The sequence below is a fragment of the Synergistaceae bacterium genome (assembly GCA_031267575.1).
Lineage (GTDB): Bacteria > Synergistota > Synergistia > Synergistales > Aminobacteriaceae > JAIRYN01.
Map to the genome: position 1 here is coordinate 1 of JAIRYN010000042.1, position 25,800 is coordinate 25,800.

Sequence of the window (25,800 nt, forward strand, 5' to 3'; positions counted from 1 at the left end):
TTCGCAACAGACTCCAGATGCCGCGATGGCGATTGCCAGCCACTGGATTTTTCCAAGTCGTTCCTTAAAAATTACGACTCCAAACAAGATGCTGACTAGAGGGTTTATGAAATAACCGAGGCTGCTTTCCAGTATTCTGCCGTCATTGACCGCCCATATATAAATACCCCAGTTGGCGGTGACGGTCGCACTCGACAACATCAACATCGAAAGCGCGCGCCGACTCGACCGGAACAGCGAAACGATTTTCGAGCCTTTACGGGTTACGGCTATCAGAAAAAATGAGAACACGCACGACCAAATTGCCCGATGCGCTAATATCTCCATAGAGTTCACCGAGCCCAAAGCCTTCCAATAAACAGGCATCACTCCCCAAAAAACATAAGTCGCGAGTATCGCCCACGCGCCTCTCGTAGTTTCTTTCATGCCGCCAAATCCGCCTCGTCCCGCACAGAAGTTTATTTTCTAATGTATTTCATTCTATCTATTTCATTCTACCTATATCATTCGCAGCCAAACTGTCGCGGCTTCATTGCGGGGAACCTCCATTTCCTTGCCGTCCACGGAAACGCGCAAAGAACCCGTCGAGGAGGCGTCGAGGCAGACAATACTCGTTCCTGACATAAAACCCTTGTCCTGTAAGTATTTACGCAATTTTTCATCGGCGGTCAGGCGGATCACCACGCCTTTCTGTCCCTTTCTCAGCACGGAAAGGGGATTAGGCAGCAAGACCTGTGTTTCCATCGCGTTAAAAAGTTCATCAACCCAGGGTTCTTTATCGGCTCTGGCGCGCCTAAAGAACTCCAACATAGCATAGAGCCTGTCGTCCGTCACAATATCCATATAGTGTTCCATGCTACACGCCATCTCGGAAGAACGATCCCTGTCCACTCCCAAAAGTTCATGGAAAAACGCGCGCAGCCCTTCGTGCCGGCGGTAAACCAAAAGGCCCTTCTGACGTCCCTCCGCGGTAAGGTGAAGGGAACCATAGCGCTCATGGTTCAGCATTTTTGCCTCTACCAGCTTTTGCACTGTAACCGTAACCGTACCCTTGGTGATTCCCAAGCGTTCAGCAAGATCGGTGACGGTGACGTCCCGACCGGTGCTTTCGAGAAGAAAAATTTCCTCTAAGTAATCCTCGATGCGAGCAGTTATCATCAATAAATCTCCTAAATTAAATAAATCTCCTAAATAAATCTCCTAATTTGAAATGTCGCTCTCTTTGTTGGCTCCAAGAACACGGCGCTAATATGATTCCACATCTGGCTCAGAGTTTCGCTCAAATGAATACCGGAACACGATGAACATGATGAACACGATAAATCAAGGACTTCGTTCTTCGGTTTGTCGACTTCCGATGAAGTCCTCATTTCCTTCCTTTGAAGTCTTCATTTCCTTCTAATATGGCTCCCGACACAACTCGTTAATCATAATTTGAGATTGCTATCATCCTAATCTGATAAAAGTGTTTTGTCAACAGCGAAAAGCTGCGGCAAAGATAACTTGCCCTATCTGGGCACACCTCTTGTAGAGTATTGCTACGCTTTCGTGGTACACTCGCGGCTCTGGACCCTATGTAACTTGATTGCGTTCATTTTGCGGATATTTTGACAGTGGAATAAATCTGTCGAAACTGAAAATAACGTAAAAAATTTGGAATGTCGCTATTGCTATAACCCCGATGTGATGACGGTATCAACACTTTTGAGACCTTTGACCTTGCTCAGCAAGTCGACAAAGGCTTTAACGTGGGAGGCGTCGCCCTTCAGAACGATACACTCCAAGCAGGTATCGTGGTCTACGTGAACGTGGGTCGTACAAACGACATTCTCTCCATGATCGTGTTGAACAGCGGTCAAATCCTTGGAAATGCAGGGAGCATGGTGGTTGTACATTAAAGTCACCGTTCCATAAACTTGGCCTTTTTCCTCCTGCCAGCGTTCCTCGCTGATATAGCGTCGTATCAATTGGCGTATGACGTCCGAACGGTTGTCTTTTCCGACACGTTCTAACCGAAGATCGAACTCCGCAAGGACATCCTCTGGAACGGTTACCCCGAAACGCGCGAGTTTTTTCGCCATGTCCCTCATCCTTTCTTCTCAAACGTTTTCATCGCGAAGGTGGTGCCAGAGGCATCATAAGGCCATAAGGCACCAATATTTCATATTTCAAAAGATCAAGGGCTCACCCGATAATTTTCGGGCACAGGTGGCTTTTCTGTTTCATCGGCGTATTCCCTCGAACCATTTTTTTCGCCTGGTTTTTTCGCCGGAACCTTCTCCAGCCTCATCCGTCGTTGAACGCTTGTTGGATTGGCTCGAGTTTTCTGTTGTGGTCGCGTCCGTCGAGAAGACCGTTTGGCTGGAAAAGGAAGAAGATGATGAGGGGGAGGGCGAAAAAAGTTGATGTTCGCGTAGTTTTTCGTAGCAGATGATTCCTCCACCGCCAAAAAGAGCGGTCAACAAAAACCACCCCAAAAGCCTGGAGATGAACGCGAAAACAAAACCGGCAAAGCTCAAGACCAAACCCAACATGCAGATAAACATGGGCGTGAAGATCAGCAGAAGGAGCGATCTATCTTTAGCGTTGCCACGATGCCATTCCATAAGAATAAAATTGAAGCCCATAAATAAATTAGACGGCCAGAAATATTTTAAAAAACGCGACCATGAACGATCCCACAAGGCGCTCCCCCCAGAAATTCATTTGAGTTCTACTGAAATTATATCGGATTATCTTCTAAATGTGCTCATTCGATTGCCTAGCTACGAAACTTGGGTTAGGATAAAACGCAAGAGTTACTATATGATAACGAAGGCGTGATGGATGTGACGGACAAATGGAAACTGTCCCCCGACAAATTGCGGAAGGTAACGGACCCGAAAAGCTGGCATTTCAAAACCACCGAAGAACTTAAATCAGCCAAAAGTCTCATCGGCCAAGAACGTGCCGTCGAATCTATTTCTTTCGGCCTTGATGTTCCCAGCAGGGGTTATAACATTTTTGTGACGGGCTACCCGGGTAGCGGTCGCACCAGTTACGCGCTGGAGCGTTTGGGAGCGCGCGCGAAAACCACTCCTGCGCCCGACGATTGGGTTTACGTCTACAGCTTCGACGAGCCGGGGGAACCCCTGGCGATGCGGCTTTCAGCGGGACGCGGCAAGGACCTTTGTACATCGTTGGAGGAGCTGGTCAATGAACTCAAGGTCACTATCAGCAAAGCCTTCGAGAAAAGCCAGTACGAGGACGCCAAAGCCCAGTTCGTCAAGGTATTTCAGGAAAAAGCCGGAACGATTATGGACGAACTCAAAGCTTGGTCGGCGGAAAAGGGATTTTCCTTGAAACGAACACCTCAGGGGTTTGTCAACATTCCCTTGATCGAGGTCCAAGACGAAGAAGGCAAGACGGTGGTCCGCGAGATCCAACAGGAAGAATTTGAGGCTCTGAGCGACGAGAAGCAAAAGGCCTATCAGACCACCTCGGAAGAAGTCTCCCAAAAGACCCTGTTGTCCCTGCGACGCATCAGAGACATGGAAAAAGAACTGAAAGAGGAGATCGGCAAGCTGGAAGCCGAGATCTGCAGATCCGCCATCGAACCCTACCTTTCGGATATCCGGGAGAAGTACGCGGATAACGAAAAACTCTCCAAGTGGTTCGACCGACTGGCGGAGGACATTATCGAAAACTTCGGGGCTTTCGTCACGTCAGTTCGGGACGAGTCGGCTGAGGTGGACTTCAGCCGTTACGCGGGTAATTTGTTTGTCAGCAATGATCCGAAGGCTGGCGCGCCTGTTGTTTGGGAGACGAACCCCACATATTACAATCTGGCGGGAAAGGTCGAGTATGAGAGCCGGCAGGGCTATCTCTACACGGACTTTCGGCGCATCGTGGCCGGGGCCTTCCACAAGGCGAACGGCGGTTTCCTGGTTCTCGACGCCGAAAAGGTTTTGATGAACTTCATGTCATGGGAGGCCATCAAGCGCGTTTTACGGACAGGAGAGGCCAGCATCGAGAACTTGGGTGAGCAATACGGGGCCATTCCCGTTTCTTCCTTGCGCCCCACTCCAATCCAAATGGACCTAAAGGTCATCATGGTGGGAACCCCCTATATCTATGAGTTATTGCAACACTATGACCCCGAGTTCCAGAAGATTTTCAAGATCAAAGCGAGTTTTGACTTCGATATGCCGCGCAACAGGAAATCGGAGAGGGAAATGGCCTCCTTCGTAGTGAACGTGATCCGAGAGGAAAAATTGATGCCCTTCGATGCCTCTGCTGTTTCCGAAATTTTGGAGTGGTCCAGCCGTGCCGCCGACGACCAAGAGCTTTTGTCGGTCGAAGTGGGACGGATTCGGGAACTGATTGTAGAGTCTCACGCTTGGGCCAAAACGGAAAAGGCGGGGCAAGTTGGCGAAGATCACGTTCGTAAAGCCATTCGGCACAAAAAATACCGCTCCAGTCTCTACCAAGAGAAGCTCGTTCGCGCTTTCACCACCGGAGTCCTGCGAGTGGACACGGAAGGGGAGGTCGTGGGGCAGATCAATGGGCTCTCCGTTATTGACCTCACGGACTACCGTTTCGGGCACCCTTCGCGCATCACGGCCAATGTTTACATGGGTCAAGAAGGCGTGATCAACATCGAGCGGGAGGTGAAGATGACCGGCCCCATTCACAACAAAGGCCTAATGATCCTCTCCAGCTACCTGGGACGTATGTACGCGCAGGATATGCCTCTTTCCCTGTCGGCTCGCCTGACCTTCGAGCAAAATTATGGCGGCATCGAAGGCGACAGCGCTTCATCTACGGAGTTGTACTGCCTGCTCTCGGCTCTTTCCGGCCTGCCCTTGAAACAGGGCATTGCTGTCACGGGGTCCGTGGATCAATTTGGGAACGTGCAGCCCATCGGCGGCGTCAACGAGAAAATCGAGGGCTTTTTCGAGTGTTGCAAACTCAAGGGCTTTTCACCACGGGGCGATCAAGGTGTGATGATTCCCCGGCAAAATGTGAAGCATCTCATGCTGGATCACGAGGTCGTCGAGACCGTAAAGGAGGGGAAGTTCTCCATCTGGGCTGTGAGTACCATCGACGAAGGGATCGAAATCCTAACAGGAGTGAAAGCGGGGAAACCCAACAAGAAGGGGTTCACTTCGAACTCCGTGCACGCCAGAGCGAAAGCCCGTTTGAAAAAGCTGCTGGAAGATAACGCCAAATTACGCAAGGAACTGACGGGTGGTATGGACGTAGATAAGTACGAAGATAAAGATTCGGACGAAGTCTAAGGAATATAGTAAAATATAGAAAAATAAATATGGAGGTGTATGCGTAATGACAAATATGAATCCCACGATTTCTGTCTACGCCGCTCGTATCGAAGCTATGAACGCTTTTTTACGCAGAGTCCATCAATGGATGGCGGCGGGGTTGATTTTAACGGCCGTCACGGCTCATTGGATCGCGGCAAGCCCTTCGATGATTCGGGCAATCTATGGGTCAAGTGTTTGGTTAATTCTTGTAGTGGTAGAGTTGGCGTTGGTATTCGCGCTGAGTGGGTTGATCAATCGTATCAGCGCGACGACCGCTATGGGGATCTTCGTGGTTTACAGCATTTTGAATGGGGTGACGCTATCCGCCGTGCTTCTAGCCTACACAGGGGAGTCGGTATTCAGTGCCTTCCTGACGGCGGCGGGCATGTTCGGGGCCATGAGCGTCTATGGACTCTACACGAAACGCGATCTTTCCACTTGGCGCAGTCTTCTGGTCATGGGGCTCTGGGGGCTTCTCATCGCGCTGGTTGTCAATATGTTTCTGCGTAATGGAGTCGCCGATCTCGTCATTAGCTTCATAGGTGTGTTTGTCTTTCTCGGCTTGACCGCTTACGACACGCAGTACCTCCGGGATTTAGGCGGACAATTAGACCTGGAGGGCCAGGACGAGACCGGACGGAAACTGGCAATCATGGGGGCTCTACGTCTTTACCTTGACTTCGTCAACTTGTTCATTTATCTTCTGCGCATCTTCGGAAAACGACGTTAAAGAAACCTAAAGAGACAAGATAAAATCATCGTAAGATTATAGAAAACTAAATAAGAGTAGAAAACTAACGGTCTCTCGAACTTCTAGGATAAAAGGAAGTTCGGGAGACTGTTGTCCGCGAAGAATGTTCTATCCTGGTGAAAACCCAGTGTTTATTTTTTAGAGTTCGCGGCTATTTTTAAATGTTGATCGTCGGATTGTGTAAGACATTCCGCCCCGGTTTCGGTGATGAGATAATCGTCCTCGACACGCAAACCACCCCAACCTTCGATGTAGATTCCCGGTTCTATCGTGACCACGTCTCCCGGTTTCAGGACGTCTTTCGAGAACGGCGACAAACGCGGCGTTTCATGAACTTCAAGGCCCAGGCCATGTCCGAGCCCGTGAATGAAGTTTTTCCCATAGCCAGCGTCATCAATGACCTTACGCGCGACGGCATCTACTTCCTTGCCAGAGACTCCTGGACGGAGGACACTTGCCGCGTCGCGATGGGCTTTCACCAGGATTTGATCGATCTTGATCGCCTGCTTTTGAGCTTTCTCAACGGCAAAGTTGCGCGTAATATCGCACATGTAGCCATCCACCATAGCGCCATAGTCGAGGGTTACAGTATCCCCCACCCCAAAAGCTCTTTGGGTCGCGCGGCCATGACACATAGCTCCGCGTTCACCTGATGCCACGATAAAACTGTCATGCGCCCACCCTGTTTCCGCTCCTGCTATTTTTATTTCGTGAAGCAGGTGGCTTCCAAACTCCACCTCTGTCATACCGACACGCGCCTGAGTCAACATCTTGTCATAAGCTTGACGGGCAATGAGGCTGGCTTTTTTGATAGCCTCTACCTCAAAAACGTCTTTGGCGCGTCGCAGAACGGGAATGAAAATCGACGCGTCTTCCCAGTTCGTCGAAACCTTTTTCAAAACCCCCTCCACGATATTGTAGGAGAGTTTTTCTCCCTCGAACCCCACGGATTTGTAGCCGTTTTCGGAGACCACCTTGGCAATAAACTCCACCAGAGGACGTCCCGTTTGAATGGTCAAAGCGAAAGGAGACTGAAGAGCCGCTTGAGTTTGATAGCGTCCATCTGTGACCAACCTCTCACCAACGCCGTCAATGATCAACGCGGCGCTACTGCCCCGAAAGCCCGAAATATAATGACAGCTTTCGGTATTCTGATGTTCGAGAACAAGCAAAACAAACGCGTCCATTTCTCTTTCTCGCATTAAAACCCGGAGTTTCTCCACTCGACCATGAATGATGTCAAACCGCATCTACATAGACCTCCTACTTTAATTACTAATTCGGAATATAAATACATAGGATTATAATTCTGATGGGTTATTTATTAAGTTCTTTTGAGTAAAGCTTTTTCATTTCTTTTTCCCTGCGTCGCGTATGCTCTTTCCACCAGGCGCTCTCCAAGGCTTTGACAAGTTCCTTACGCTGTTCACGCCACATTAGTGCCGCCATACCCTCGGATAAAGCGCTCAAATCAGCATCAATATCCACAGGACGCTTATGGATTGTAAATTTTTTCCCATCGTAAGAAACAACAGAACCATCATTGAAAGGAATATAGACTCTCATCCGTCCTCCTCTCTCGCGCCCGGTTCTCAGAATTTAAGAGGCAATTTCACACTCATGTGTTGGGCGACATCGCCGTTGCTATAAAAGTTGTTTTGGGTTTCGTCAATTTTGAACCCCAAACCATAATAAAGCGATAATGCCGCAAAATTGGAAGCGCGCGCCCTCAGTATAAGCGTTGAAAAACCCAAATTGATCCCGCACTCGGCCACAGCGACCACCAATTGAGCGCCAATACCACGTCGCTGGTACTCTGGCAAAACCACCAGATTCATCAGCAAGGCTTTTCCTTTATCATCACCCCAAACGGCGTATCCCAACAATTTATCATTTACAGCCGGAGCGAAAGCCCCCAAGTAGGAGAATCGAGCGTCTCCCACAAGAAGATCTTGTTTGACAAGACGCTCCGGCCAAGGATAAGGAGAAGTTCGGTCAATTTCCAAAACTTGTGTTAGATCGTTTTTCGTGCAAAAACGGATATCCGTCAGAAGCACAAAACTAAAGTCCTCGATCGATCGTCTGGTTCCTGTCTGGACCGACCCCGATCAATTTGATAGGCACGCCCACTCGTTCTTCAATATAAAGGACGTAATTTCGCGCGGCTTCGGGCAAGGCCTCGAAGGTGACGCACTCTGAGATATCCTCGCTCCAGCTCGGTAGGGTTTCAAACACCGGGCGACATTCCTCCAGAACATGAGCGCTACCATTGAAGGCATCTGTCCTTGTTCCGTTCAGATCATAGGCTGTACAGATTTTTATTTCGTCCAGACCGGTCAAGACATCCAGTTTCGTCAGGGCAATCGCGTCGACGCCGTTCAGTAACATGGAATAACGTACCCCCACCAAGTCCAGCCAACCACAGCGACGCGGTCTTCCCGTGGTAGCTCCAAATTCTCCGCCCTTAGCGCGCAAAGATTCCCCCACCTCACCTTTATCTTCCGTGGGCATGGGGCCCTCCCCTACTCGCGTGGTATAGGCCTTGACGACGGCAACCACCCGGTCGATACACGACACCGGCAGTCCCGTTCCCGTCAACCCTCCAGCGGCGGAAGTCGAGGAACTCGTGACATAGGGATATGTCCCATGATCAATGTCCAGTAAAGTCGCCTGGGCTCCCTCCAACAAGACGTGTTTTCCCTTACGGACAGATTCTTGCAGAAGGCTTGTGGCGTCTCCGACATAGGGCGCCAGAGCTTTGCCCCATTCCAACGCCGGCGTAAAAGTCTCGTTCAAAGGCAACGGATTTTCGTTGTAAAGTTTCGTTAAAATCCGATTTTTTTCCTCCAAAATTAAAGTCAGTTTTTCCCGCAAGTGATCCTTATCCAGTAGGTCCTCCACGCGAAGGCCGCTGCGGGCGTATTTATCCACATAGCAAGGGCCGATCCCACGGCCGGTGGTGCCAATTTTATGCCCTTTCCCCCGAAAAGTCTCCTGAGCTTTGTCGAGGATTTTGTGATAGGGCATCACCACATGGGCGCGAGAGCTCACGACCAAACGCGCACGATCTTGCCTCTGCTCCCGCAGTTCATCCAGTTCTTTCAAAAACTGTTGGGGCTCGAAGACGACCCCGTTGCCAATGACACAAAGTTTCCCCGGATAAAGCATCCCTGAAGGCAAAAGATGGAAAACGATCTTCTTCCCATCCACGATCACGGTATGCCCCGCGTTGGCCCCTCCTTGATATCGGACGAAGACATCTACGTCTCCTCCCATTACGTCTACGACTTTCCCCTTGCCTTCGTCTCCCCATTGGGCTCCGATAAGAATATCCACCTTGCCCTTCAAAATCATCCGCCCTTTCTCGCTCTTGCTCTTCTAGTTCTTATTTAATTCTTATCTAACTTTTATCTAACTTTTATTTAACTTTTATGAGAAGCCGTAGCCGTCGGTTTCAATGTTTTCTTTCTCAGTTCCGAGATCGCTCGTTGCAACTGCGCGTCCTTCACATGATCTCTATTCAACTGCCCCTCCACTTCGATGGACGGCGTCAGGCCAACATGGTCGATCACCTTACCAGAGGGCGTGTGATAGCGGGCGATGGTCACGTATATGCCCGATCCATCCGTCAAATTGAACAGCGTCTGCACCGAGCCTTTTCCAAAGCTCTTTTTGCCGACCGTTACCGCCCGCTCTCTGTCCGCTAGTGCCCCCGCCACGATCTCCGACGCGCTGGCACTACCCTCGTTGATCAGAACGGCCATGGGCATGTCGGTCAGATGGAGAGCGGAATTTGCGTAATATTCCTCGTTGGACTTCTCGACCCGCCCCCGTGTTCCCACGACAAGGCCACCATCCAGGAATAAACTGCTGACGTTAACGCAAACGTTGAGCAACCCACCACCGTTGTTGCGCAGGTCCAGAATCACCGCTCTGGCGCCTTGATCGATCAAACTTCGTATCGCTTCCTCGGCTTCCTCATCCGTTTTCTGCTTGAATTGAGTCAACCTCAAATAACCGATATCGTCCGACAATATCTCATGCCTGACCGATTTAATTTTAATGATTTCGCGCATGAGATCGAACTTCAGTAGTTCTTCCTCGCCGTCGCGGCGTATCCATACGGTCACCGAGGTGTTGGGTTTACCGCGCAGACGTTTCACGACCTCCTGAGAATCCCATCCTAGAGCCACCTCGTCGCCTACCTTGACGATTTGATCCATCGGTTTCAGTCCAGCTTTTTCGGCGGGAGTGTCTTCAATGGGGCTGATGACCAATATCTTACCGTCTCGGTCTCCAATATACATCCCCAACCCGCCATACTGGCCTTCCATCTCTAGTTCTTCATCCTTCAATTGTTCGGGGGACACAAAACGCGTGTAGGGATCCTTCCAGGACTCCACCATGCCTTTGATTGCGCCCTGGACCAGTTGGTCCTCTCCTATAGGCGTCAACTCCGCGTCCACCTGATAGGTTTCAATGATCGCTCTCGCTTGACGCACCAACCATAAAGATTTCGCGCTGAAAGGCGATATTCTTTCCAAATCGGAGATGTCTGCGGCCCCCGCGGAACCGATCGCGAAATCATCAGATTTCAACACCATCCATATGGTGAATATTACCAATAACCCGCCCAATAATATCTGGAGTTTCTTGAAACGATTGCTTCCGTTGTTTCCACTACTGTTGCCATTCATTGCGGAAAAACACCTTCTCCCCATAATCACAACGCCGTTTCTCTTCGACTATGGTCGTTGTGGTCGTGTCCATGTGCCCATCGTCGACGCGTGCATAGAGCACATTATACGCTTGCGTAATTTCAACACACAAGTCGCCTCTTACCGAAAATTATGTTTTTTTCAGATAATCCAAAGGGTTTTTGGCAGATTCCCCTACTCGAACTTCAAAGTGCAGGTTATAACCCTCTGAGGTTCCCGTATTACCTACCGTACCGATGACCATGCCTTCCTCCACAGCGTCTCTTTCCTTTACCCGAGTTGAGGCTAAGTGGGCGTACACCGTGGAAATGTTCCGTCCGTGGTCGACGATGATGACCTGGCCGAAACCCCGAAGCCATCCCTCGAACAACACCTCACCCGGCCCCGCCGCTTTGACAGCAGCGCCCGACACCGCGCGGATATCGATCCCTGAGTTAAAAGACTTTGTTTTGAAAACCGGGTGCACTCGTGAGCCGTAAGGAGCGGCAATCGGGCCACGGACCGGCCACTCCAGCATAGAATCTCGGTCAAGGCTGGGATAGTTTCGAACCGGAGAGCTTTCTACCCTGTTCTTGCCTTGATTGTTGCCTTGATTATTAAATTGACTATTAACTTGATTATTGCCTAAACTGTTGCCTGGAGCTTTGTTAGGTACTTCCTCTATCTCGCGGTCTTTAATCTCACGATCTTTTTTCTTGCGCATCAAAGCGAGGATAGTACGCCCAATCTCTTGTTGGGCTCGTTCTATTTCCTTCGCGGCGGCCTCGGCCTTGTAGCGTTCCCGTTGGACTCCGGACAAAATCGTGTTGGTTTCATCAATAGAAGAGCTGTACTTTTTGCGCTGGAGGTTCAGTTCCTGAGTCCGCGCCGACAATTGCGCGTTATTCTTTTCCATAGCCCGTTTGCCTTGTTCCAACTCCTCCATTTTAGCCAGCAGCGCGTCAATCACTACCTGGTCGTACCGAGAAAGCCGCTCCAAAAGATAGGCCGAAGCCACGGCTTCGTGGGTATTTTCCGCGGAAAGCAGTAGGTTCAGTCCCTCCCTGGAGCCGTACTTGTACATGCTAACTAACCGAAACCGTAGTTCTCTCACCAACTCGTCCACCTTGAGAGACGTCACCGCGATTTCCTTGTTCAACTCGGCCATGGATTTTTGAAGTTTGTTCGACTGGAGTTCCAGGAGTTTGATCTGTTGCTGCGCCACTTTAGAGTTTTGCTGCAAACTGGTAAGCCGCCCCAGGAGAGTCTGAGCCTCCTGAGATTTTTTCTTGGCCATTTCGTTGTACCGCTGTATTTTTTTATTCAAGTCATCGCGTGCTTTTTCTTGTATCCTGATCTCGTTCTCCAGGTCCACGACCGGCGCGCTCCAGCCCATCCATGGGCAATAGAAAAACAACGCCGATACGAAAAAGATTCTCAGGATTTTCTTCACCGAATCCTCACTCCTTTCAAAATCCATGCGTTCTCAGCGTTTGAGATAGTCTAGAGGATTTTTCGCGGTGCTGCCGACGCGTACCTCGAAGTGAAGGTGATAACCCGTCGTCGTTCCTGTGTTGCCCACCGTCCCGATAACGGTCCCCGCGTTGACCACCGTCCCTTCTTTAACGCGTGTGGAGGACATGTGTGCGTAAACGGTGGAGTAATCGCGCCCGTGATCGATGATGACCACCTGGCCATACCCCCTCATCCAGCCCTCAAAAAGAACCTCGCCGGGAGCCGCAGCCTTGACAGGTGTTCCTCGAGGAGAGGAAATGTCCATGCCCGAGTGGAAAGTCTTCGTCTTGAAAACCGGATGTACGCGGGACCCAAAAGAGCTGCTCATAGGACCACGTAGAGGCCAATCGAACATAGACCCTCTTCCCTGCGTGATTCTTCCGGCCAAATAATCGACGCTCCCCTTTCCCCCGGCTTTCTTCGCCACCGCTTCCCGTTCTTTTTTTTGGCGCATCAGTGTCAAGATAGTCTGCCCAACCGCCTTCTGGGCATCTTCCATTTCCTTGGCCGCTCTCTCGGCCAATGCCTTCTGACGTCGAATATCATCTAAGTAGGTGTTCGTCTGCTTGATTGTGGAACTATATTTTTGCCGTTCCTGTTCGAGAGACTGAGTTCGCTGTTTCAGCCGGTTGCGATGTTCCTCCAGAGTCTGTTGGGACAGCGTGATTTCCTGTTTCTTAGCCAAAAGTTGACTGATTAGAAACTGATCGTGTTGGTTCAGCCTGTCCAGAAGGTAAATGGAGTCGAGAACCGCATGAGTAGTCTCGGCTGAAAAGATTAAGAGAAGTTCTTCGGAAATTCCGTACTTGGCGATATCGACCATGCGCTGCTTGAGACCGAATACCAAGTCGTCAATCCGATTCTTTGTCTCATCCATAACCTCATTTAAGATAGCAATGTCTTTTTGAAGTTTATTGATCTGGTATTCCAGAATGGTCATTTCCTGCCTAGCTTTTTCCGTAGCCTGCTGCGATTGGTCGATGCGCACCAGCAAGTCGTTTTCCTTGACCTTCATCTGTCGAATCGAATTTCGGTAAGATTGCAGCTTCTGGTCCAATTCTTTCCTCCGGCGTTCCTCCGCTGCTATTTTCACGTCGATATCCGATGCCGCCGCTCCCCACGCGATTCGTAGGTCACAAGCCACTATCAGCGTCAGGATGATTAACACCCAACAACTCATTTTCAGAACCTTGTCCGTCGTTTTTCCTTTCCGCACTACCGGCAAACCGATCCTTTCAGCGTACTAATACCTACTTATAACGAATAGATATATTTCGCATAGTATCTCTTTGACTATAAAGCCAAAGAAAAAACTGAATCTCGCAAAGCTCGTAGAAAGATTCCACGAGCGCCATCGTTTATAGCGGCTTCGTCGTCGAATTCATGAAACGCGTCACCACAATACCGCTGCACACCCAACCCAAGGTAGCGCCAAACGCCGTTAGCAGCACCCCAAACTTTCCGATCGTGCGCACGTCCCCCACCAAACTGAGGAAAGGCAGGCTCTCCTGCAAAAGACGGATGCCCGGCAAATAAGCCGACGTGATGCCCCCCACCGCGACGATGGATCCCAAAAGGGCCAAAAACGTCCCCTCCAAAACGAAAGGTGTGGCGATATAGCTACGGGTCGCTCCCACCAAAAACATGATGGCGATCTCCTCTCGCCTGGAGTAGAGAGAAATATGGATAGTATTGTAAACCACCAAAGACGTGATTATGATCGACAAGACGAACATTGCCATAGCGGCCTTGGACGCTATCCTGGAGATAGCGACGACTCGCTCCACCACCAGTCCAGCATAAACCACGTCCTCGATCTCAGGCATCGCCATCAACGTCCGCACCAAATGCGAAACCTCTGCGGCGCTGTTTACGCGAATCTCGAAGTTCCACGGTAGGGGGTTTTCGCCGATTAAATCCAGGGCGTGAGATTGGCTTCCCATTTTAGACTGGAGTTTCTTCAGAGTCTCCTCCGGTGAAAGAGCGGTTAAAGAGGCGACGGATTCCATGGCGCGGATCCGCTCCGCCAAATTTCCAACCTCACTGCCCTTTCTGATGTAGGCTTGAACCACCAGTTCGCTTTCCAGTCTTTGAAGCAAGTTCTGAACATTCATGGAAAAAAGCGTTGTAAGACCCAGAATCCACATCATCGCGGCCGCAGTGATCAGCGTTAGGAGGCTTAGGAAGCAATGTCTCACTAAGAGCCGACCCGTATCCCGCAGAACGTAACTAAAGACCGTCATCCAGAGCGTACCTTCCCGCGTGCTCGTCCCGCACGACCTTCCCCGCGTCCAGCTCAATGACCCGTTGCCGGTAGGAATCCACAATATATTGATTGTGGGTGGTCATGACGATTGTCACACCCGCCGCGTTGATCGCCAAAAGAATCTTCATGACCTCCGCGGAGGTACGAAAATCCAAGTTTCCTGTAGGTTCGTCCGCCACGAAAAGCGAAGGGGAATTGGCCAGAGCGCGGGCAATGGCCACTCGCTGCTGCTCGCCTCCCGACAGTTGAGGAGGCTTCATAAAACGTCGGCGCCAGAGTCCCACCTGCTCAATCACCTTGTTGGCGCGATACTCCACCATCTTTGGAGGAACGGACATGGCTTCCATCACGAAGGAGACGTTTTCCAGCACTGTAAGGTGAGGAATGAGTTTGAAGTCCTGCGCGACCAAACCCACGTCCCGTCGATAATAGGGAATATCGCACTGGCGCATCTTGCGTAGATTCACATCCCCCACCGAGACGGATCCCTTGGTAGGCAAAACCTCCCGTGTGATCATGCGCAACAGGGTGGATTTTCCCGACCCCGTAGCCCCCACCACGTAGACAAACTCCCCTTTGTCGATTTCCAAATACACATCTTTCAAAGCGGTAATATCGGGCTTGAATTGTTTGGTCACACCCGAAAATTTTATCTTCATCAGTAACGCTTTCCCCTTCTCGCTCTTGCTTTATGCATTTATCTGCTATCTGCGGCGCATCGTCCACGCTAACACGGCGGCACTGACAATATGGTCTGCTGTGAGTCCATAATACTCCTTCAGTTCTTCCGCCGACCCGCTTTGGCCAAAACCGATTTTTACGCCCACCGGATGCACGGAAACAGGATATTCTCGCGCGGCCAACCCCGCCACGATTTCGAAGAGGCCGCCCGGCAAAAAATGTTCCTCCGCCGTCACACAACACCCTGTGCGTTGTAGGGAAGATAAAACTAAACGCGCTGGGAAAGGATGAAGACAATAACAGTCTACCACTTCTACATCAATTTCTTGCTGGCACAAAACCTTCGCCGCTTTCAAAGCCTCGTACACCATGATACCACAAGCACAGATCGTTACCTGGGAACCTTCCTTCAGTATCCGACCGCCTCCGACACGAAAATCCGAGTCTTCCAGTTTGTAGACCAGCGGTTGTTCCGGCCGACCGAGGCGGGTGTAGGAGGGACCTCTAAGGGCGGCAGTCTCGCGCAGTAACGCCCGGGCGGACACGTAGTCGGAGGGAACCAAAAGAACCACGTTGGGAAGAGCTCTCATCAAGGCGATATCCTCCAGCATCTGGTACATCGCGCCATCCTCTCCCACCGTCACGCCCGCGTGGCTGCCCACCAGATGGACTCTCAGGCCAGGCAGTGCCACAGCCGAGCGGATTTGCTCGTAAGCGCGCCCAACGAGAAATGAGGCATACGCTCCAGCGTACACACAACGTCCCGCCATAGCCATGCCTGCCGCCGTCAGCACCAAATTTTGCTCCGATACGCCGAGATTCAGGTAACGGTCCGGGTATCGTTGTCCAAAGGCGACCCCTTTCGTGGAGGAGCCTACATCCGCGTCTAGCACGAATAAATCGGGATAGGAATCTGCCAAAGAGAGAAGGGCGTCCCTATAGGCGTCTCTCAGGCTTTTCTTCAGCGTTTCCGTCATTGACGCCCTCCCTCCAATTCTTTCAAGAGGCTGTCTGTGGTCTGGTGGTCGAGCACGACCTTGCCGTTTGAAGTTCCTCGTTCGAGGGATGGAATACCCTTGCCCCGCACTGTCTTAGCGATCACCACCCGCGCTCGGTCTTGGGGCAATGACGCGAGAGCTTCGTCCAGCGATTGCATGTCGTGTCCGTCCGCATTGACAGTGACCCAGCCGAAGGACTTAAATTTTTCCGCCAAGGGCTCCAGGGCCACGACCTTCTCCGTTTCCCCTTCCAATTGAAAGCCGTTTCTGTCGATAATGAGGGTTAGGTTTCCTAATCGATGGTGCGCGGCGACCATTAGCGCCTCCCACACCGAGCCCTCTTGTAGTTCACCATCCCCCGCCAAGCAAAAAACTCGGGCCGCCGGCACCTGAACATTGAGAGCCAAAGCCAACCCCAAAGCGATCCCCGGCCCCATACCCAAAGGACAACAAGAAACGTCAATACCCGGAGTCCGGCGATGATCCGCGAAAGCTTGAAGCGTACTACCTAACCGACGGTATTCCCAAAGGTCCTCATGATCGAAAAAATCATGCTCCGCTAGCGTCGCGTACAAGGCAGGACTTGCCGACCCCTTGCTGAGGACGAAACGATCCCGCTCTCCCCACAAGGGTTCTTTGGGCCGGATTGAAAGTACAACACCATAAAGCCACACCAAGATGTCGGCGGCGGAAAGCGAAGAGGTCATATGCCCGCTTCGGGCGACACCTATCATCCGAACCACATCACGCCGGACATCCAAAGCTCGCGCTTTTAGTTTCGCCAAAGCGACAGCGTCCATCATGAAACACCACTCTTTTGTCGAACTATAAAGCATACAGAAGCACACTATTAGATTTTATCGGGAAAAAACGATAATAGCAAATAGAGATAGAGTTAGAGATTAGAGATTAGAGATAAAAAGCAAAAACCTCGTCAATGTTTGATAAAACAGCCGCGTTTTGTTTCGGGCGATATTTCTATCGTTTCCGGCGTTTCCGGGCGTCATTATATAATTTTATCGAGATTCACAAAGATTTACGATGATATTTTTATGAAGATTTACGATGATATTTTTATATTGATGTTTTTATATTATGGAGGAATTACGATGAAACGTAATGTGCGGCAACAGGATCTTCTGAATTTTCATTTTTTATCCAATCCGAGCTTCTCTTCTGACGGTGGCCATATCGCCTTTCGCGTCTCACGGCCGAACGCGGAAAAAAACGGATATGATTCAGATATCTGGGTCCATAGTATCGAAAGCGGCGTCAATCGAAAAATGACGAGTTCGGGAACTGAAAAGTTTTTTTGCTGGGGTCATGACAGTACTTCTCTGGTTTTCGCGTCTAAAAGAAACGAAAAGAGCAATGCAAAGAGCAATGAAAAGAGCAATGAAAAAACCCCCCCTTCCTCGTCCTTTTATTTCATCGACCTCCAGGGGGGAGAGACGACGTTTCTTTTCAACGTGCCCCGTGCCGTCAGTGCCATCCGCGCCTTGGACGAGAGCCGTTATCTCTTGACGGCAGTTTACGAACCAGAGTACGAGAATCCAGAGGACGCCGATATCATGATTTTTGATCAAATTCCTTTCATGGCCAATGGTAAGGGATACATCGGCCAACAACGGACGGCCTTGGCGATCTACGACGCTCAAACCGGGAAACTTGATCGCCTGACCCCTCCCTTCATGGATGTAGCCCGCTATACATTGAACGGAAACAAAACCGAGGCCCTTGTAGTGGGGGTGGATTATCAGGATGTCAAACCATCAACGAACGCCGTCTACAAGTTGAATCTTTTCACAGGCTCAATGCGCTGCCTCAGTCCGGGATTATCTTTTACCTTTGCTCACGCCGCTTGGTTGGGAGGTACCGTTCTAGTCACAGGGACGAACCACGAGAAAATGGGGGTCAATGAAAACCTAAAGTTTTACGCTCTCGAAGAGGAAAAGCTGATCTGCTTGACACCCGACCTCGATAGTAGCTTGGGACACGCTGTCGTGGCGGACAGCCATTACGGATGTTCAGAACTGAGCGGAGCGTTTTCCCCACGCGCCCTCCCCTTGGCCAAAGAAAACACTCGTCAGGAAAGCGCGCGCTTCAAAGGACCCGTGTTCTGCGCGACGGACGTTATAAAGAGCCGGCTGTACGAGTTGAGCAAAAATGGACGGGCGGAACCGCTTACTTTCACCACGTCCGCCGTGGTTGATTATTGTGCGGAGGAGTCGGGGCGCGTGGCCTTCGTCGCCTACGAAGGACTCTATCCACCTGAACTTTACCTTTTGGATTCAGATCATGAATCAGGTAGAGAAAAACGCCTCACCGGCTTCAACCGCCCTTTGTTCGAGGAGTTGTGTCTGTCGCAGCCAATTCACGTCACCGTGGACAACGGTCAGGGCTGGAAGCTGGACGGTTGGTATATGAAGCCGACAAATTTTAGAGAGGGCGAAAAATACCCCACCTTGCTCCACATACATGGAGGCCCCAAAGCAGCTTTCGGAGACATTTACCATCATGAAATGCAGTGTTGGTCCGCCAAAGGGTACGCGGTGATCTACTGCAACCCCCGGGGTGGAGACGGGCGGGGAAGCGCCTTTCAGGATATACGCGGCCGTTACGGCGATCTCGACTACCACGACCTGATGGCTTTTACGGATTGGTGCGTCGCAAACTTGGACTTTGTGGACGGTTCCCGACTGGGGGTCACGGGTGGATCTTATGGCGGCTACATGACCAACTGGATCATCACCCAGACCAACCGTTTCAAGGCCGCCGTAAGCCAACGCGGTATCAGCAACTGGGTTTCCAAGTTCGGAGGGTGCGACATCGGCTATTATTATGTGGAGGACCAACACCTGGGAACCCCCTGGAAAACCCCGGAAAATCCCTGGAACGATTCCCCGTTGAAATACGTCGGCAAAGCGAAAACTCCACTCCTATTCATTCACTCTACAGAAGATTTTCGCTGTGAGTTGAATCAAGCCTTTCAGATGTTCACGGCTTTGAAAGCCCTGGGGGTGAAGAGCCGCCTTTGCGTGTTCAAGGGGGAAAATCACGAACTCAGCCGTTCTGGCAAGCCCCGCAACCGTCTGGCGCGTCTGCGGGAGATCTCTGACTGGTTCGATACTCACCTTTAACCTTGCTCCACTGCCGTCAATACCACTATCCACAATCGCTATCCACAAAAGCGAAAGCCGAATACATCCACATACATCCACGCTTTCGGCCTTCGCTTTTGTCTCATACCCGAATACCTACTCTTCCTAATTTTTACCCTATGCTTCTTCCTCTTCTTCTTCGATGCGTTCCAAAACGATTTTATAGCCGTTGGCCCCGTAGTCCAAAAACTTTTTGACGCGGCTGATGGTCGCAGTGCTTGCTCCCGTCAGTTGCGCGATCTGAGGATAAGTTTTGCTCTCGCTGAGAAGTCTAGCGACTTCCAGCCGTTGAGCCAGGGCTTTGACCTCTCCAATAGTCGCCACATCCTCAAGGAAGTTGTACATTTCCTCTCGGCTCTCCAACACTAAAAAAGCATCACACAGTTTGTCCGTCAGCGCATCTTTCCATTTTTCTGCCATAACGAGTCACCTCTCTTCCGATCCTTTCAGCGTACTAATACCTACTTATAACCTAGTAGATACGTTTCGCATAGTATTTCTTCGACTATGAAGTCAAAGAAAAAGCTGAATCTCGCAAAACTCGTAAAAACGTTCGAAAATATTCCACAAGCACCGTTGCTGACCTCATCATCTTTTGGAATTGCTTACCCTTTTTCTCAACATCCCTGGGCAAAATTTCTGAATCTACGCCGATTAAGGGATTGCAACCCATCTTTTTTGCTTTACAGTGTTTTTGAACTCTCGTCTCTTTCTTTAACCTGTTAAATAGTATACACGAATCGTAATAGATATTTTGAATCACTTTTTATTTTATATAATATTTTTGCACAGCGTAAAAGGGAAGAGTACCGATTTTGTGATACGTTAAGCGAACGGGGGAAATGATGAAAAAAAAGGTTTGGAATGTGACTATTGGGGAATTATTGGATGTGGAAGGCGTTGTCGCCGAAGATGTTCTATCGAAATCCCAGTCCGTGATCCTGCCAACGGGCGTGAGTGTGGCAGCGCTAAGGGAAACGAACCCGGAGATCGTGTCGTGCCTACTGAAACATGGTATCACACATGTGAAGGTGAAAAGCGTCCCCACGATCACAGCGGGGGAATTTCGGACGGCCTTGGGCTCTCTCGTCCCCTCTGTCGCGGAATTAAATCCACTTTTGACCCGGGTCGCCATTCACCAGTTTGGGGTGATCTACCGAAATATCGAGGACCGCGCCTTACGCGAACGGGGCGCTCGGACCATGATGACCATTGCCTCCTGCCTGCCTCGGGAGATTCGGCGCACACCGCAAATCACCCTCTCTCTGGTGGATACGGAAGAGCGAAAAAGGGAGCGTCCACATATTCATTCTATCAACGTGGCCCTTTTGACGGGGTATATCGCGCAAAGGCTTTTCCCCCTGTGGCCTTCCTTCGTAGAGGCTTGCGTCGTGGGTGGCCTTTTTCACGACGTGGGCAAGGCATTTTTTCCTCAGCTCCTCTGGGACAGAGAAGGGAGCGAAAAACACGAGGGAAAAGTCTTTCCTGGCGCGTCTAAAATTTTCAACTGTCATCCTCTATTGGGGGAAACTCTCATGAAAGATATGGGGATTCAGGATCTTCACATCTTGGGTGCCATCAGGTCTCATCACGAGAAATGGAGCGGAAGAGGTATCCCCGATCGTTTGGAGGAAGAGGCAATCCCCATGTCGGGCCGCATTGTAGCCGTGGCCGACGCTTTTGAAAACCTGACGAGTGAATTGCTGGAGGGATACTCCTGCCGCGGCGACCAGGCTATATCCAGAGTGATTGGCCTCACAAACTCCGATTTCGATAGCCGGGTTGTACGCGCTCTGCTCTCCGCCATCGGTCTCTATCCACCAGGAACGGTGGTCTTGTTGTCCGATCAGCGGGTGGGGATTGTTCTAGAGACGAAAGAGCGTGACTTGCTTTGCCCCCGGGTTCTGCTTTGCCTCGATGAACGGGGACGGCGCGTTATCCCCTTTGAAATCCTGAAAATTCGCAAGGAGGGTAAGGTCTATATCAAAGAAGCCTTGGACGACTTCGGAAAACGTAAACTCGAACCTTACGTTTCAAATATTAGGGTATAGGGCTGAAAAGTAAGCTATTACTGAAAGCTAATCTTTCAGAATCGACTAAGTATTTTCGCTTATTAAAAAATCAGACAATATTGAAGTTTTGGATGCTGAAGTACTTTCACCGCATCGCTTTTGACAAAAGAAAGAAGAAAGAAAAAAGAAAGAGCCGTTTACGATAACTTATAATAATTAGACGAACTTCTGGAAAAATCGGAGGCAGGCAATGTGGGTGAAGCGTCGGAGATATATTCCAAAGAGAGTGGACGCAAGTACTTATCTAATTTTACCTTGGGCGCAGACGATGTGGCGAGAGCGGCCATTCTCTTGGCAATCACGAAAGACGCCGATATGGAAGCGGATTGCAGGCGCCATATTGAAGAGCAAGGTTGGCGTGTTGTCGCCACGGAGGTCGGGGGGTTGTTGAGTGATTTGCCTCAAAAAATGGTTCGCGCTTTGGTCGGTGCTTCTTTAAACGCGGGGATCATCGAAAAAAATAGCCGTGAAATGCACGCGCTAATTCACGCGGCAATTGAGGCAGGAGATAGTTTCATCAATAGGGGGCTGATCGAGCTCAGCATCGGAGCGAAAATCGCTATCGTTCGCAACGAACGGTGGTTGGCCGTTGCCATTTTTGGGGACTGCGCCGCCCACGTCATTGCCCATCACGATCGTTGTGGACTTGGGGTAATGCATCTTTGAAAGAGCCTGGACAAATATAATGTATAATGTGGCTTCGACAATGTTTGTCCAGGCCAACATATCGACAGGAGGTATTTGAGAGATGAAATACGAAAGAGCGCTTTTTTTTATAATCGGCATGACTGTGGGAGCGGGAGTCGTTTGTTTTGCCAAAAGTAAAGCGGGAAAGAAAACCGCTGTTGCCATCGTTAGCAAGGGATTGGAACTCAAAGATCGCGTCGCTTCCACGGCCGAACGGGTCAAAGAAGCGGTCGAAGACATGGTCGCCGAGGCGAAATACGTCAACGAGCAGAAGGCGAACACAAACTGAAAACCGACTAACTGAAGGATGGAATTAACTGAAGGATGGAATTTTCGATAGAGCACGAGTTGCCCGGCCGTTTGCGTCTTCGCTGCCCTAAAGGGGCGTTTACGCGAGAGGAAGGGTGTGTTATCGCCGCCTTGTTAGAAACGCAGCCCGGCGTGACGGTTGCTGTCGCCTCCTACAGAACGGGGAGTTTGTTGATTCGTTATGAAGAAAACGTCTATAAAGAAAACATACGAGAGTTGATTTTGTCGGCAGCTCGGCTGATAGATAAAAAATTTTATGGGGAGATCGATGGACGAGCCCTGATCCCTCATGAATCTGGATTGGCTGGATCTGTGGTTTCCCTTTTGAGCGGCGTGGTAGGACGAGCTTTTTTGCCTCGCTTGTTGCGCTATGGTTTTACCTTTTTTCGCTCCCTTCCCTTCCTTGGCAGGGGGATAGTCAGTTTGTGGCATAGAAAGGGCCTCAACGTTTCTGTTTTGGACGCCTCCGCAGTGGGAGTGTCTTTGTTGCGCCACGACTTTCGCACGGCTACCGTTATTACGACCCTATTGGCTCTGGGGGATCTGCTGGAGAGTTGGACGCACAAGAAGTCCAGGGAAAGCCTGACCGATAGTTTGGCCCTCAACATCGACAAGTTATGGGTGCGAAGGGAAGGACAGGAGTCACAGATTCCCATGGGAGAGCTACAGATCGGGGACTGGGTCGTGATTCGGGCTGGCAGCGTCATCCCAGTGGATGGCGTGGTTTGCGAGGGTGACGCCATGGTGAATCAGGCCGCCATGACGGGAGAGTCAGAACCCGTTCACCGTGTGCCGGGGTTATCCGTCTACGCGGGAACCGTGGTGGAGGAGGGCGAGCTGGTCGTCCGCGTCACCGCCTTCGACAGCGAAACGCGCCTTCGCAAGATCGCCGAGATGATCGCGGCGTCGGAAGAATTGAAGGCTGACATCCAAAACCGGGCGGAAAAAATGGCGGACGCCATCGTTCCCTATAGCTTTTTGTTGGCAGGGGGAATTTACCTCTGGACTAAGGATGCCGTGCGAGCCACTTCCGCCCTGTTGGTGGATTACTCCTGCGCGATCAAGTTATCTACGCCCCTCTCCATTCTCTCCGCCATGCGCGAAGGGGCAAAGAGGGGAATGTTGGTGAAGGGTGGCAAGTTTTTGGAGGCTCTGGCCGCCGCAGAGGTCGTCGTTTTCGATAAAACGGGGACCCTTACCGTTTCTTCTCCCAGTGTGGCGGAAGTGCTACCTTTCGAGGGATATTCTCGGGAGATGGTTCTGAGGACTGCCGCCTGTCTGGAGGAGCATTTCCCTCACTCCATCGCTCAGGCTGTGGTGAAGCAGGCCGAAAAAGAGAAGCTGTCTCACCGAGAGGAACACTCCACGGTGGAATACGCGGTGGCTCACGGCATAGCGTCCCGTATCCAGGGAGAGAAGGTTTTGATCGGCAGCTCGCATTTCATATTCGAAGATGAGGCCGTGATCTGCACACCCGAACAGAAAGAGTTGATCGGCCGGAAATCCGACAAATATTCTCTGCTTTATTTGGCCGTGGGCGGCAAGCTCGCGGGCGTTTTGTGCATCGAAGACCCTCTGCGAGAGGACGCCCGTCAAATTGTCAAGCAACTCCACGAGGTCGGGATTGTCCGTGTCGTCATGCTGACGGGCGACAATCGCCAAGTGGCTGAAAACGTCGCGGAGATGATCGGTATCGACGAAGTTCACGCGCAGCTCCTCCCGGCGGATAAAACGAAGGCCATCAATCAATTGAAAAAACTGGGAAAGGTGGTCATGGTCGGCGATGGCATTAACGACTCGCCGGCTTTGGCCGCGGCGGACGTGGGCATCGCCATGTGTAGCGGCGCGGACATCGCTCAGGAGGTGGCGGACGTGGTGTTGTCCGAGAATCGCCTCCAGGGTATTGTGGACGTACGTAAACTGAGCACCAGAGCGATGAGCAAGATCTACCGCAACTACGCGTTTATCGTAGGCGTGAACTCTCTGTTGTTGGCTTTGGGGCTTGGCGGAGCTATTACGCCCGCCGTTTCCGCGTTGTTGCACAATCTAGCGACAATCGCTTCGAGTGTTTACAGCCTGACGCCGGTCTTGAAAAAAACACTGGAAATAGAACGAGAAGAGGAACGCGAGGTAGCTGTTGAAGCTGTCGAGGCTATGATTGAATCGGTGGTTGAATCGTGATTGAGAGTTTTGTGGAGGGACGGGTGCGACTACGCTCCTCTTTGCTGGCGGATCCGGCTTTTGCGGAGCGTCTCAAAGAAGAACTCCTGAAAATTAGCGGCGTATGTAAGGTAGAAATCAACCCCCGTACGCGGGGGTTGTTGCTGGAGTATGACAAAAAACGCTTGCCCCTCCCCCTTTTGATGTGTGCCGCGCCTCTTTTCTCCCGCATCGACGAATGGGAAACTCTTGCTCCGGACCAACGACAATCCGCCCTCGAAAAATTCATGGAGGACCTGCGGCATCTCGTTTTTTCCAATATTGCCGAGTATCTTCTTTTACTGTAGACTGAACTCGGAGGAACTTCATTACACCAGAGGTTGGGTATGACGGACAACAGAGCCAACAGAGAATACAAAGCCAACAGAGAATACAAAGACAGCGTTTTCACTAAGTTGTGCGGAGACAAGAAACGGTTGCTCGATATTTAATTTACATCGCGGGAGTATTCGAAAAGTTGTTTAACCTCAATCTGAAACTCAAAAATCTGAAACTCAAACAAGCAATCTACGGAACGAAACTCCTCAAAATCCCGAAGCCCGACTTTTACGTCCTGTACAATGGCAAGGGCGAATTTCCCGAACGAAAGGACCTGAAACTTTCGGACGCGTTTCAGGAAGTGGACTCTCCAGAATGGCTGGGGGGATTTCTGGAATTGACCATGCTGGTCTACAATATCAATAAGGGATTCAATGAAGAGCTTGTTAAGAGAAGCAAGACACTCTCGGATTATGTCCTTTTCATTGCCGCGGTACGTTGGTATGCGGTACGTTGGTATGTGGAAGTTGGCTACGAATTAGAAAAAGCCATCGAACAAGCTGTGAAAGATTGTGTGGAGAAAGATATTCTGGCTGAATTTTTGCGGTCCCATGTCTCGGAGGTGATCAATATGCTGACGCTGGAGTTCAAAATGGAAGAAGCTGTGCAAGTTTGGAAAGAGGAAGGGAGGGAAGAAGGAAGAAAAGAAGGTATAGAAAAAGGTAAGGAAGAAATGGCAAGAAATCTTTTGGCGAATGGCGTCTCTCTTGATCTTGTCGCTAGAAGCGCCGGATTGTCTGTAGAGAAAATCCAGGCGTTGGCACATTAACAACAATTCCCAAGCCGCAAGTAAAACTTATGTTCCCTTGCCTGCTTGCGGTT

At 50.6% G+C, this 25,800-nt stretch carries 25 protein-coding genes; 9 read left to right on the plus strand and 16 right to left on the minus strand.

Annotated elements, in window-relative coordinates:
- The 4 genes from LBJ36_06055 to LBJ36_06070 form a co-directional block, all read right to left on the minus strand.
- A partial coding sequence (locus LBJ36_06055) for an EamA family transporter (protein ID MDR1378599.1) occupies positions 1–426 on the minus strand: 426 nt, incomplete at its 3' end.
- 72 nt (positions 427–498) lie between these two features.
- A complete protein-coding gene (locus LBJ36_06060) occupies positions 499–1,158 on the minus strand; it encodes a metal-dependent transcriptional regulator (GenBank protein ID MDR1378600.1) in 660 nt (219 codons plus the stop codon).
- A gap of 512 nt (positions 1,159–1,670) precedes the next feature.
- A complete protein-coding gene (gene nikR, locus LBJ36_06065; GenBank protein MDR1378601.1) occupies positions 1,671–2,081 on the minus strand; it encodes a nickel-responsive transcriptional regulator NikR in 411 nt (136 codons plus the stop codon).
- Between the two features lie 141 nt (positions 2,082–2,222).
- A complete protein-coding gene (locus LBJ36_06070; protein ID MDR1378602.1) occupies positions 2,223–2,627 on the minus strand; it encodes a hypothetical protein in 405 nt (134 codons plus the stop codon).
- 195 nt (positions 2,628–2,822) lie between these two features.
- On the opposite strand from LBJ36_06070, the gene LBJ36_06075 reads away from it, so the two are divergent.
- Both LBJ36_06075 and LBJ36_06080 read left to right on the plus strand, forming a co-directional pair.
- On the plus strand, positions 2,823–5,279 hold the full coding sequence (locus tag LBJ36_06075) for an AAA family ATPase (GenBank protein MDR1378603.1): 2,457 nt from the start codon (positions 2,823–2,825) through the stop codon (positions 5,277–5,279).
- 46 nt (positions 5,280–5,325) lie between these two features.
- Positions 5,326–6,033 carry a Bax inhibitor-1/YccA family protein gene (locus tag LBJ36_06080; GenBank protein ID MDR1378604.1) on the plus strand — a complete coding sequence of 236 codons (708 nt, stop codon included), beginning with the start codon at positions 5,326–5,328 and terminating at the stop codon, positions 6,031–6,033.
- Between the two features lie 152 nt (positions 6,034–6,185).
- On the opposite strand, the gene LBJ36_06085 is transcribed toward LBJ36_06080, so the two are convergent.
- From LBJ36_06085 to LBJ36_06135, 11 genes are all read right to left on the minus strand, one after another.
- Positions 6,186–7,304: an aminopeptidase P family protein gene (locus LBJ36_06085; protein ID MDR1378605.1), complete on the minus strand. Its 1,119-nt coding sequence runs from the start codon at positions 7,302–7,304 to the stop codon at positions 6,186–6,188.
- A gap of 67 nt (positions 7,305–7,371) precedes the next feature.
- Positions 7,372–7,620 (minus strand): hypothetical protein, encoded by a 249-nt coding sequence (locus LBJ36_06090; protein MDR1378606.1) that lies wholly within the window; start codon positions 7,618–7,620, stop codon positions 7,372–7,374.
- A gap of 26 nt (positions 7,621–7,646) precedes the next feature.
- Positions 7,647–8,111, minus strand: coding sequence for a GNAT family N-acetyltransferase (locus LBJ36_06095; GenBank protein MDR1378607.1), 465 nt, complete (start codon positions 8,109–8,111; stop codon positions 7,647–7,649).
- 4 nt (positions 8,112–8,115) lie between these two features.
- Positions 8,116–9,402 (minus strand): adenylosuccinate synthase, encoded by a 1,287-nt coding sequence (locus LBJ36_06100; GenBank protein ID MDR1378608.1) that lies wholly within the window; start codon positions 9,400–9,402, stop codon positions 8,116–8,118.
- A 74-nt stretch (positions 9,403–9,476) separates the two neighbouring features.
- Positions 9,477–10,751 (minus strand): S41 family peptidase, encoded by a 1,275-nt coding sequence (locus LBJ36_06105; protein MDR1378609.1) that lies wholly within the window; start codon positions 10,749–10,751, stop codon positions 9,477–9,479.
- A 151-nt stretch (positions 10,752–10,902) separates the two neighbouring features.
- Complete coding sequence (locus LBJ36_06110; protein MDR1378610.1) at positions 10,903–12,204, minus strand: peptidoglycan DD-metalloendopeptidase family protein; 1,302 nt, start codon at positions 12,202–12,204, stop codon at positions 10,903–10,905.
- A gap of 33 nt (positions 12,205–12,237) precedes the next feature.
- Positions 12,238–13,482, minus strand: a complete 1,245-nt coding sequence (locus LBJ36_06115) for a peptidoglycan DD-metalloendopeptidase family protein (protein ID MDR1378611.1) — start codon at positions 13,480–13,482, stop codon at positions 12,238–12,240.
- A gap of 142 nt (positions 13,483–13,624) precedes the next feature.
- Entirely contained in the window at positions 13,625–14,509 is an 885-nt protein-coding gene (locus LBJ36_06120; protein MDR1378612.1) for an ABC transporter permease, read from the minus strand.
- Complete coding sequence (locus tag LBJ36_06125; protein ID MDR1378613.1) at positions 14,496–15,191, minus strand: ATP-binding cassette domain-containing protein; 696 nt, start codon at positions 15,189–15,191, stop codon at positions 14,496–14,498. Before LBJ36_06125 ends, LBJ36_06120 begins: the two co-directional genes overlap by 14 nt.
- 45 nt (positions 15,192–15,236) lie before the next feature.
- Positions 15,237–16,190, minus strand: a complete 954-nt coding sequence (locus LBJ36_06130) for a transketolase (GenBank protein ID MDR1378614.1) — start codon at positions 16,188–16,190, stop codon at positions 15,237–15,239.
- The gene (locus LBJ36_06135) at positions 16,187–17,014 is read right to left on the minus strand and encodes a transketolase (GenBank protein MDR1378615.1); all 828 of its coding nucleotides are present in this window, start codon (positions 17,012–17,014) and stop codon (positions 16,187–16,189) included. The genes LBJ36_06130 and LBJ36_06135 overlap by 4 nt, the downstream gene beginning before the upstream one ends.
- A gap of 306 nt (positions 17,015–17,320) precedes the next feature.
- Here LBJ36_06135 and LBJ36_06140 point away from each other — a divergent pair, with 306 nt between their 5' ends.
- Positions 17,321–19,351, plus strand: coding sequence for a S9 family peptidase (locus tag LBJ36_06140; GenBank protein ID MDR1378616.1), 2,031 nt, complete (start codon positions 17,321–17,323; stop codon positions 19,349–19,351).
- A 138-nt stretch (positions 19,352–19,489) separates the two neighbouring features.
- On the opposite strand, the gene LBJ36_06145 is transcribed toward LBJ36_06140, so the two are convergent.
- Positions 19,490–19,792, minus strand: a complete 303-nt coding sequence (locus LBJ36_06145; protein MDR1378617.1) for a DNA-binding transcriptional regulator — start codon at positions 19,790–19,792, stop codon at positions 19,490–19,492.
- Between the two features lie 422 nt (positions 19,793–20,214).
- Here LBJ36_06145 and LBJ36_06150 point away from each other — a divergent pair, with 422 nt between their 5' ends.
- The 6 genes from LBJ36_06150 to LBJ36_06175 all read left to right on the plus strand — a co-directional run bounded on the left by LBJ36_06150 (position 20,215) and on the right by LBJ36_06175 (position 25,747).
- The gene (locus LBJ36_06150; GenBank protein MDR1378618.1) at positions 20,215–21,423 is read left to right on the plus strand and encodes an HD domain-containing protein; all 1,209 of its coding nucleotides are present in this window, start codon (positions 20,215–20,217) and stop codon (positions 21,421–21,423) included.
- A 213-nt stretch (positions 21,424–21,636) separates the two neighbouring features.
- Positions 21,637–22,110: a HutP family protein gene (locus tag LBJ36_06155; GenBank protein ID MDR1378619.1), complete on the plus strand. Its 474-nt coding sequence runs from the start codon at positions 21,637–21,639 to the stop codon at positions 22,108–22,110.
- An 82-nt stretch (positions 22,111–22,192) separates the two neighbouring features.
- Positions 22,193–22,420: a YtxH domain-containing protein gene (locus LBJ36_06160; protein ID MDR1378620.1), complete on the plus strand. Its 228-nt coding sequence runs from the start codon at positions 22,193–22,195 to the stop codon at positions 22,418–22,420.
- Between the two features lie 35 nt (positions 22,421–22,455).
- Positions 22,456–24,621: a heavy metal translocating P-type ATPase gene (locus tag LBJ36_06165; GenBank protein MDR1378621.1), complete on the plus strand. Its 2,166-nt coding sequence runs from the start codon at positions 22,456–22,458 to the stop codon at positions 24,619–24,621.
- Positions 24,618–24,947 carry a hypothetical protein gene (locus LBJ36_06170; protein MDR1378622.1) on the plus strand — a complete coding sequence of 110 codons (330 nt, stop codon included), beginning with the start codon at positions 24,618–24,620 and terminating at the stop codon, positions 24,945–24,947. Before LBJ36_06165 ends, LBJ36_06170 begins: the two co-directional genes overlap by 4 nt.
- A 170-nt stretch (positions 24,948–25,117) precedes the next feature.
- The gene (locus tag LBJ36_06175) at positions 25,118–25,747 is read left to right on the plus strand and encodes a hypothetical protein (GenBank protein MDR1378623.1); all 630 of its coding nucleotides are present in this window, start codon (positions 25,118–25,120) and stop codon (positions 25,745–25,747) included.
- The last annotated feature ends 53 nt before the right edge of the window (positions 25,748–25,800 follow it).

Bases quoted from the DNA above. Each gene is read 5' to 3' on its own strand.
- LBJ36_06060 (MDR1378600.1), bottom strand. From the start codon at position 1,158: ATGATAACTGCTCGCATCGAGGATTACTTAGAGGAAATTTTTCTTCTC.
- nikR (MDR1378601.1), bottom strand. From the start codon at position 2,081: ATGGCGAAAAAACTCGCGCGTTTCGGGGTAACCGTTCCAGAGGATGTC.
- LBJ36_06070 (MDR1378602.1), bottom strand. From the start codon at position 2,627: ATGGGCTTCAATTTTATTCTTATGGAATGGCATCGTGGCAACGCTAAA.
- LBJ36_06075 (MDR1378603.1), top strand. From the start codon at position 2,823: ATGGATGTGACGGACAAATGGAAACTGTCCCCCGACAAATTGCGGAAG.
- LBJ36_06080 (MDR1378604.1), top strand. From the start codon at position 5,326: ATGACAAATATGAATCCCACGATTTCTGTCTACGCCGCTCGTATCGAA.
- LBJ36_06085 (MDR1378605.1), bottom strand. From the start codon at position 7,304: ATGCGGTTTGACATCATTCATGGTCGAGTGGAGAAACTCCGGGTTTTA.
- LBJ36_06090 (MDR1378606.1), bottom strand. From the start codon at position 7,620: ATGAGAGTCTATATTCCTTTCAATGATGGTTCTGTTGTTTCTTACGAT.
- LBJ36_06105 (MDR1378609.1), bottom strand. From the start codon at position 10,751: ATGAATGGCAACAGTAGTGGAAACAACGGAAGCAATCGTTTCAAGAAA.
- LBJ36_06120 (MDR1378612.1), bottom strand. From the start codon at position 14,509: ATGACGGTCTTTAGTTACGTTCTGCGGGATACGGGTCGGCTCTTAGTG.
- LBJ36_06125 (MDR1378613.1), bottom strand. From the start codon at position 15,191: ATGAAGATAAAATTTTCGGGTGTGACCAAACAATTCAAGCCCGATATT.
- LBJ36_06130 (MDR1378614.1), bottom strand. From the start codon at position 16,190: ATGACGGAAACGCTGAAGAAAAGCCTGAGAGACGCCTATAGGGACGCC.
- LBJ36_06135 (MDR1378615.1), bottom strand. From the start codon at position 17,014: ATGATGGACGCTGTCGCTTTGGCGAAACTAAAAGCGCGAGCTTTGGAT.
- LBJ36_06140 (MDR1378616.1), top strand. From the start codon at position 17,321: ATGAAACGTAATGTGCGGCAACAGGATCTTCTGAATTTTCATTTTTTA.
- LBJ36_06145 (MDR1378617.1), bottom strand. From the start codon at position 19,792: ATGGCAGAAAAATGGAAAGATGCGCTGACGGACAAACTGTGTGATGCT.
- LBJ36_06150 (MDR1378618.1), top strand. From the start codon at position 20,215: ATGATGAAAAAAAAGGTTTGGAATGTGACTATTGGGGAATTATTGGAT.
- LBJ36_06160 (MDR1378620.1), top strand. From the start codon at position 22,193: ATGAAATACGAAAGAGCGCTTTTTTTTATAATCGGCATGACTGTGGGA.
- LBJ36_06165 (MDR1378621.1), top strand. From the start codon at position 22,456: ATGGAATTTTCGATAGAGCACGAGTTGCCCGGCCGTTTGCGTCTTCGC.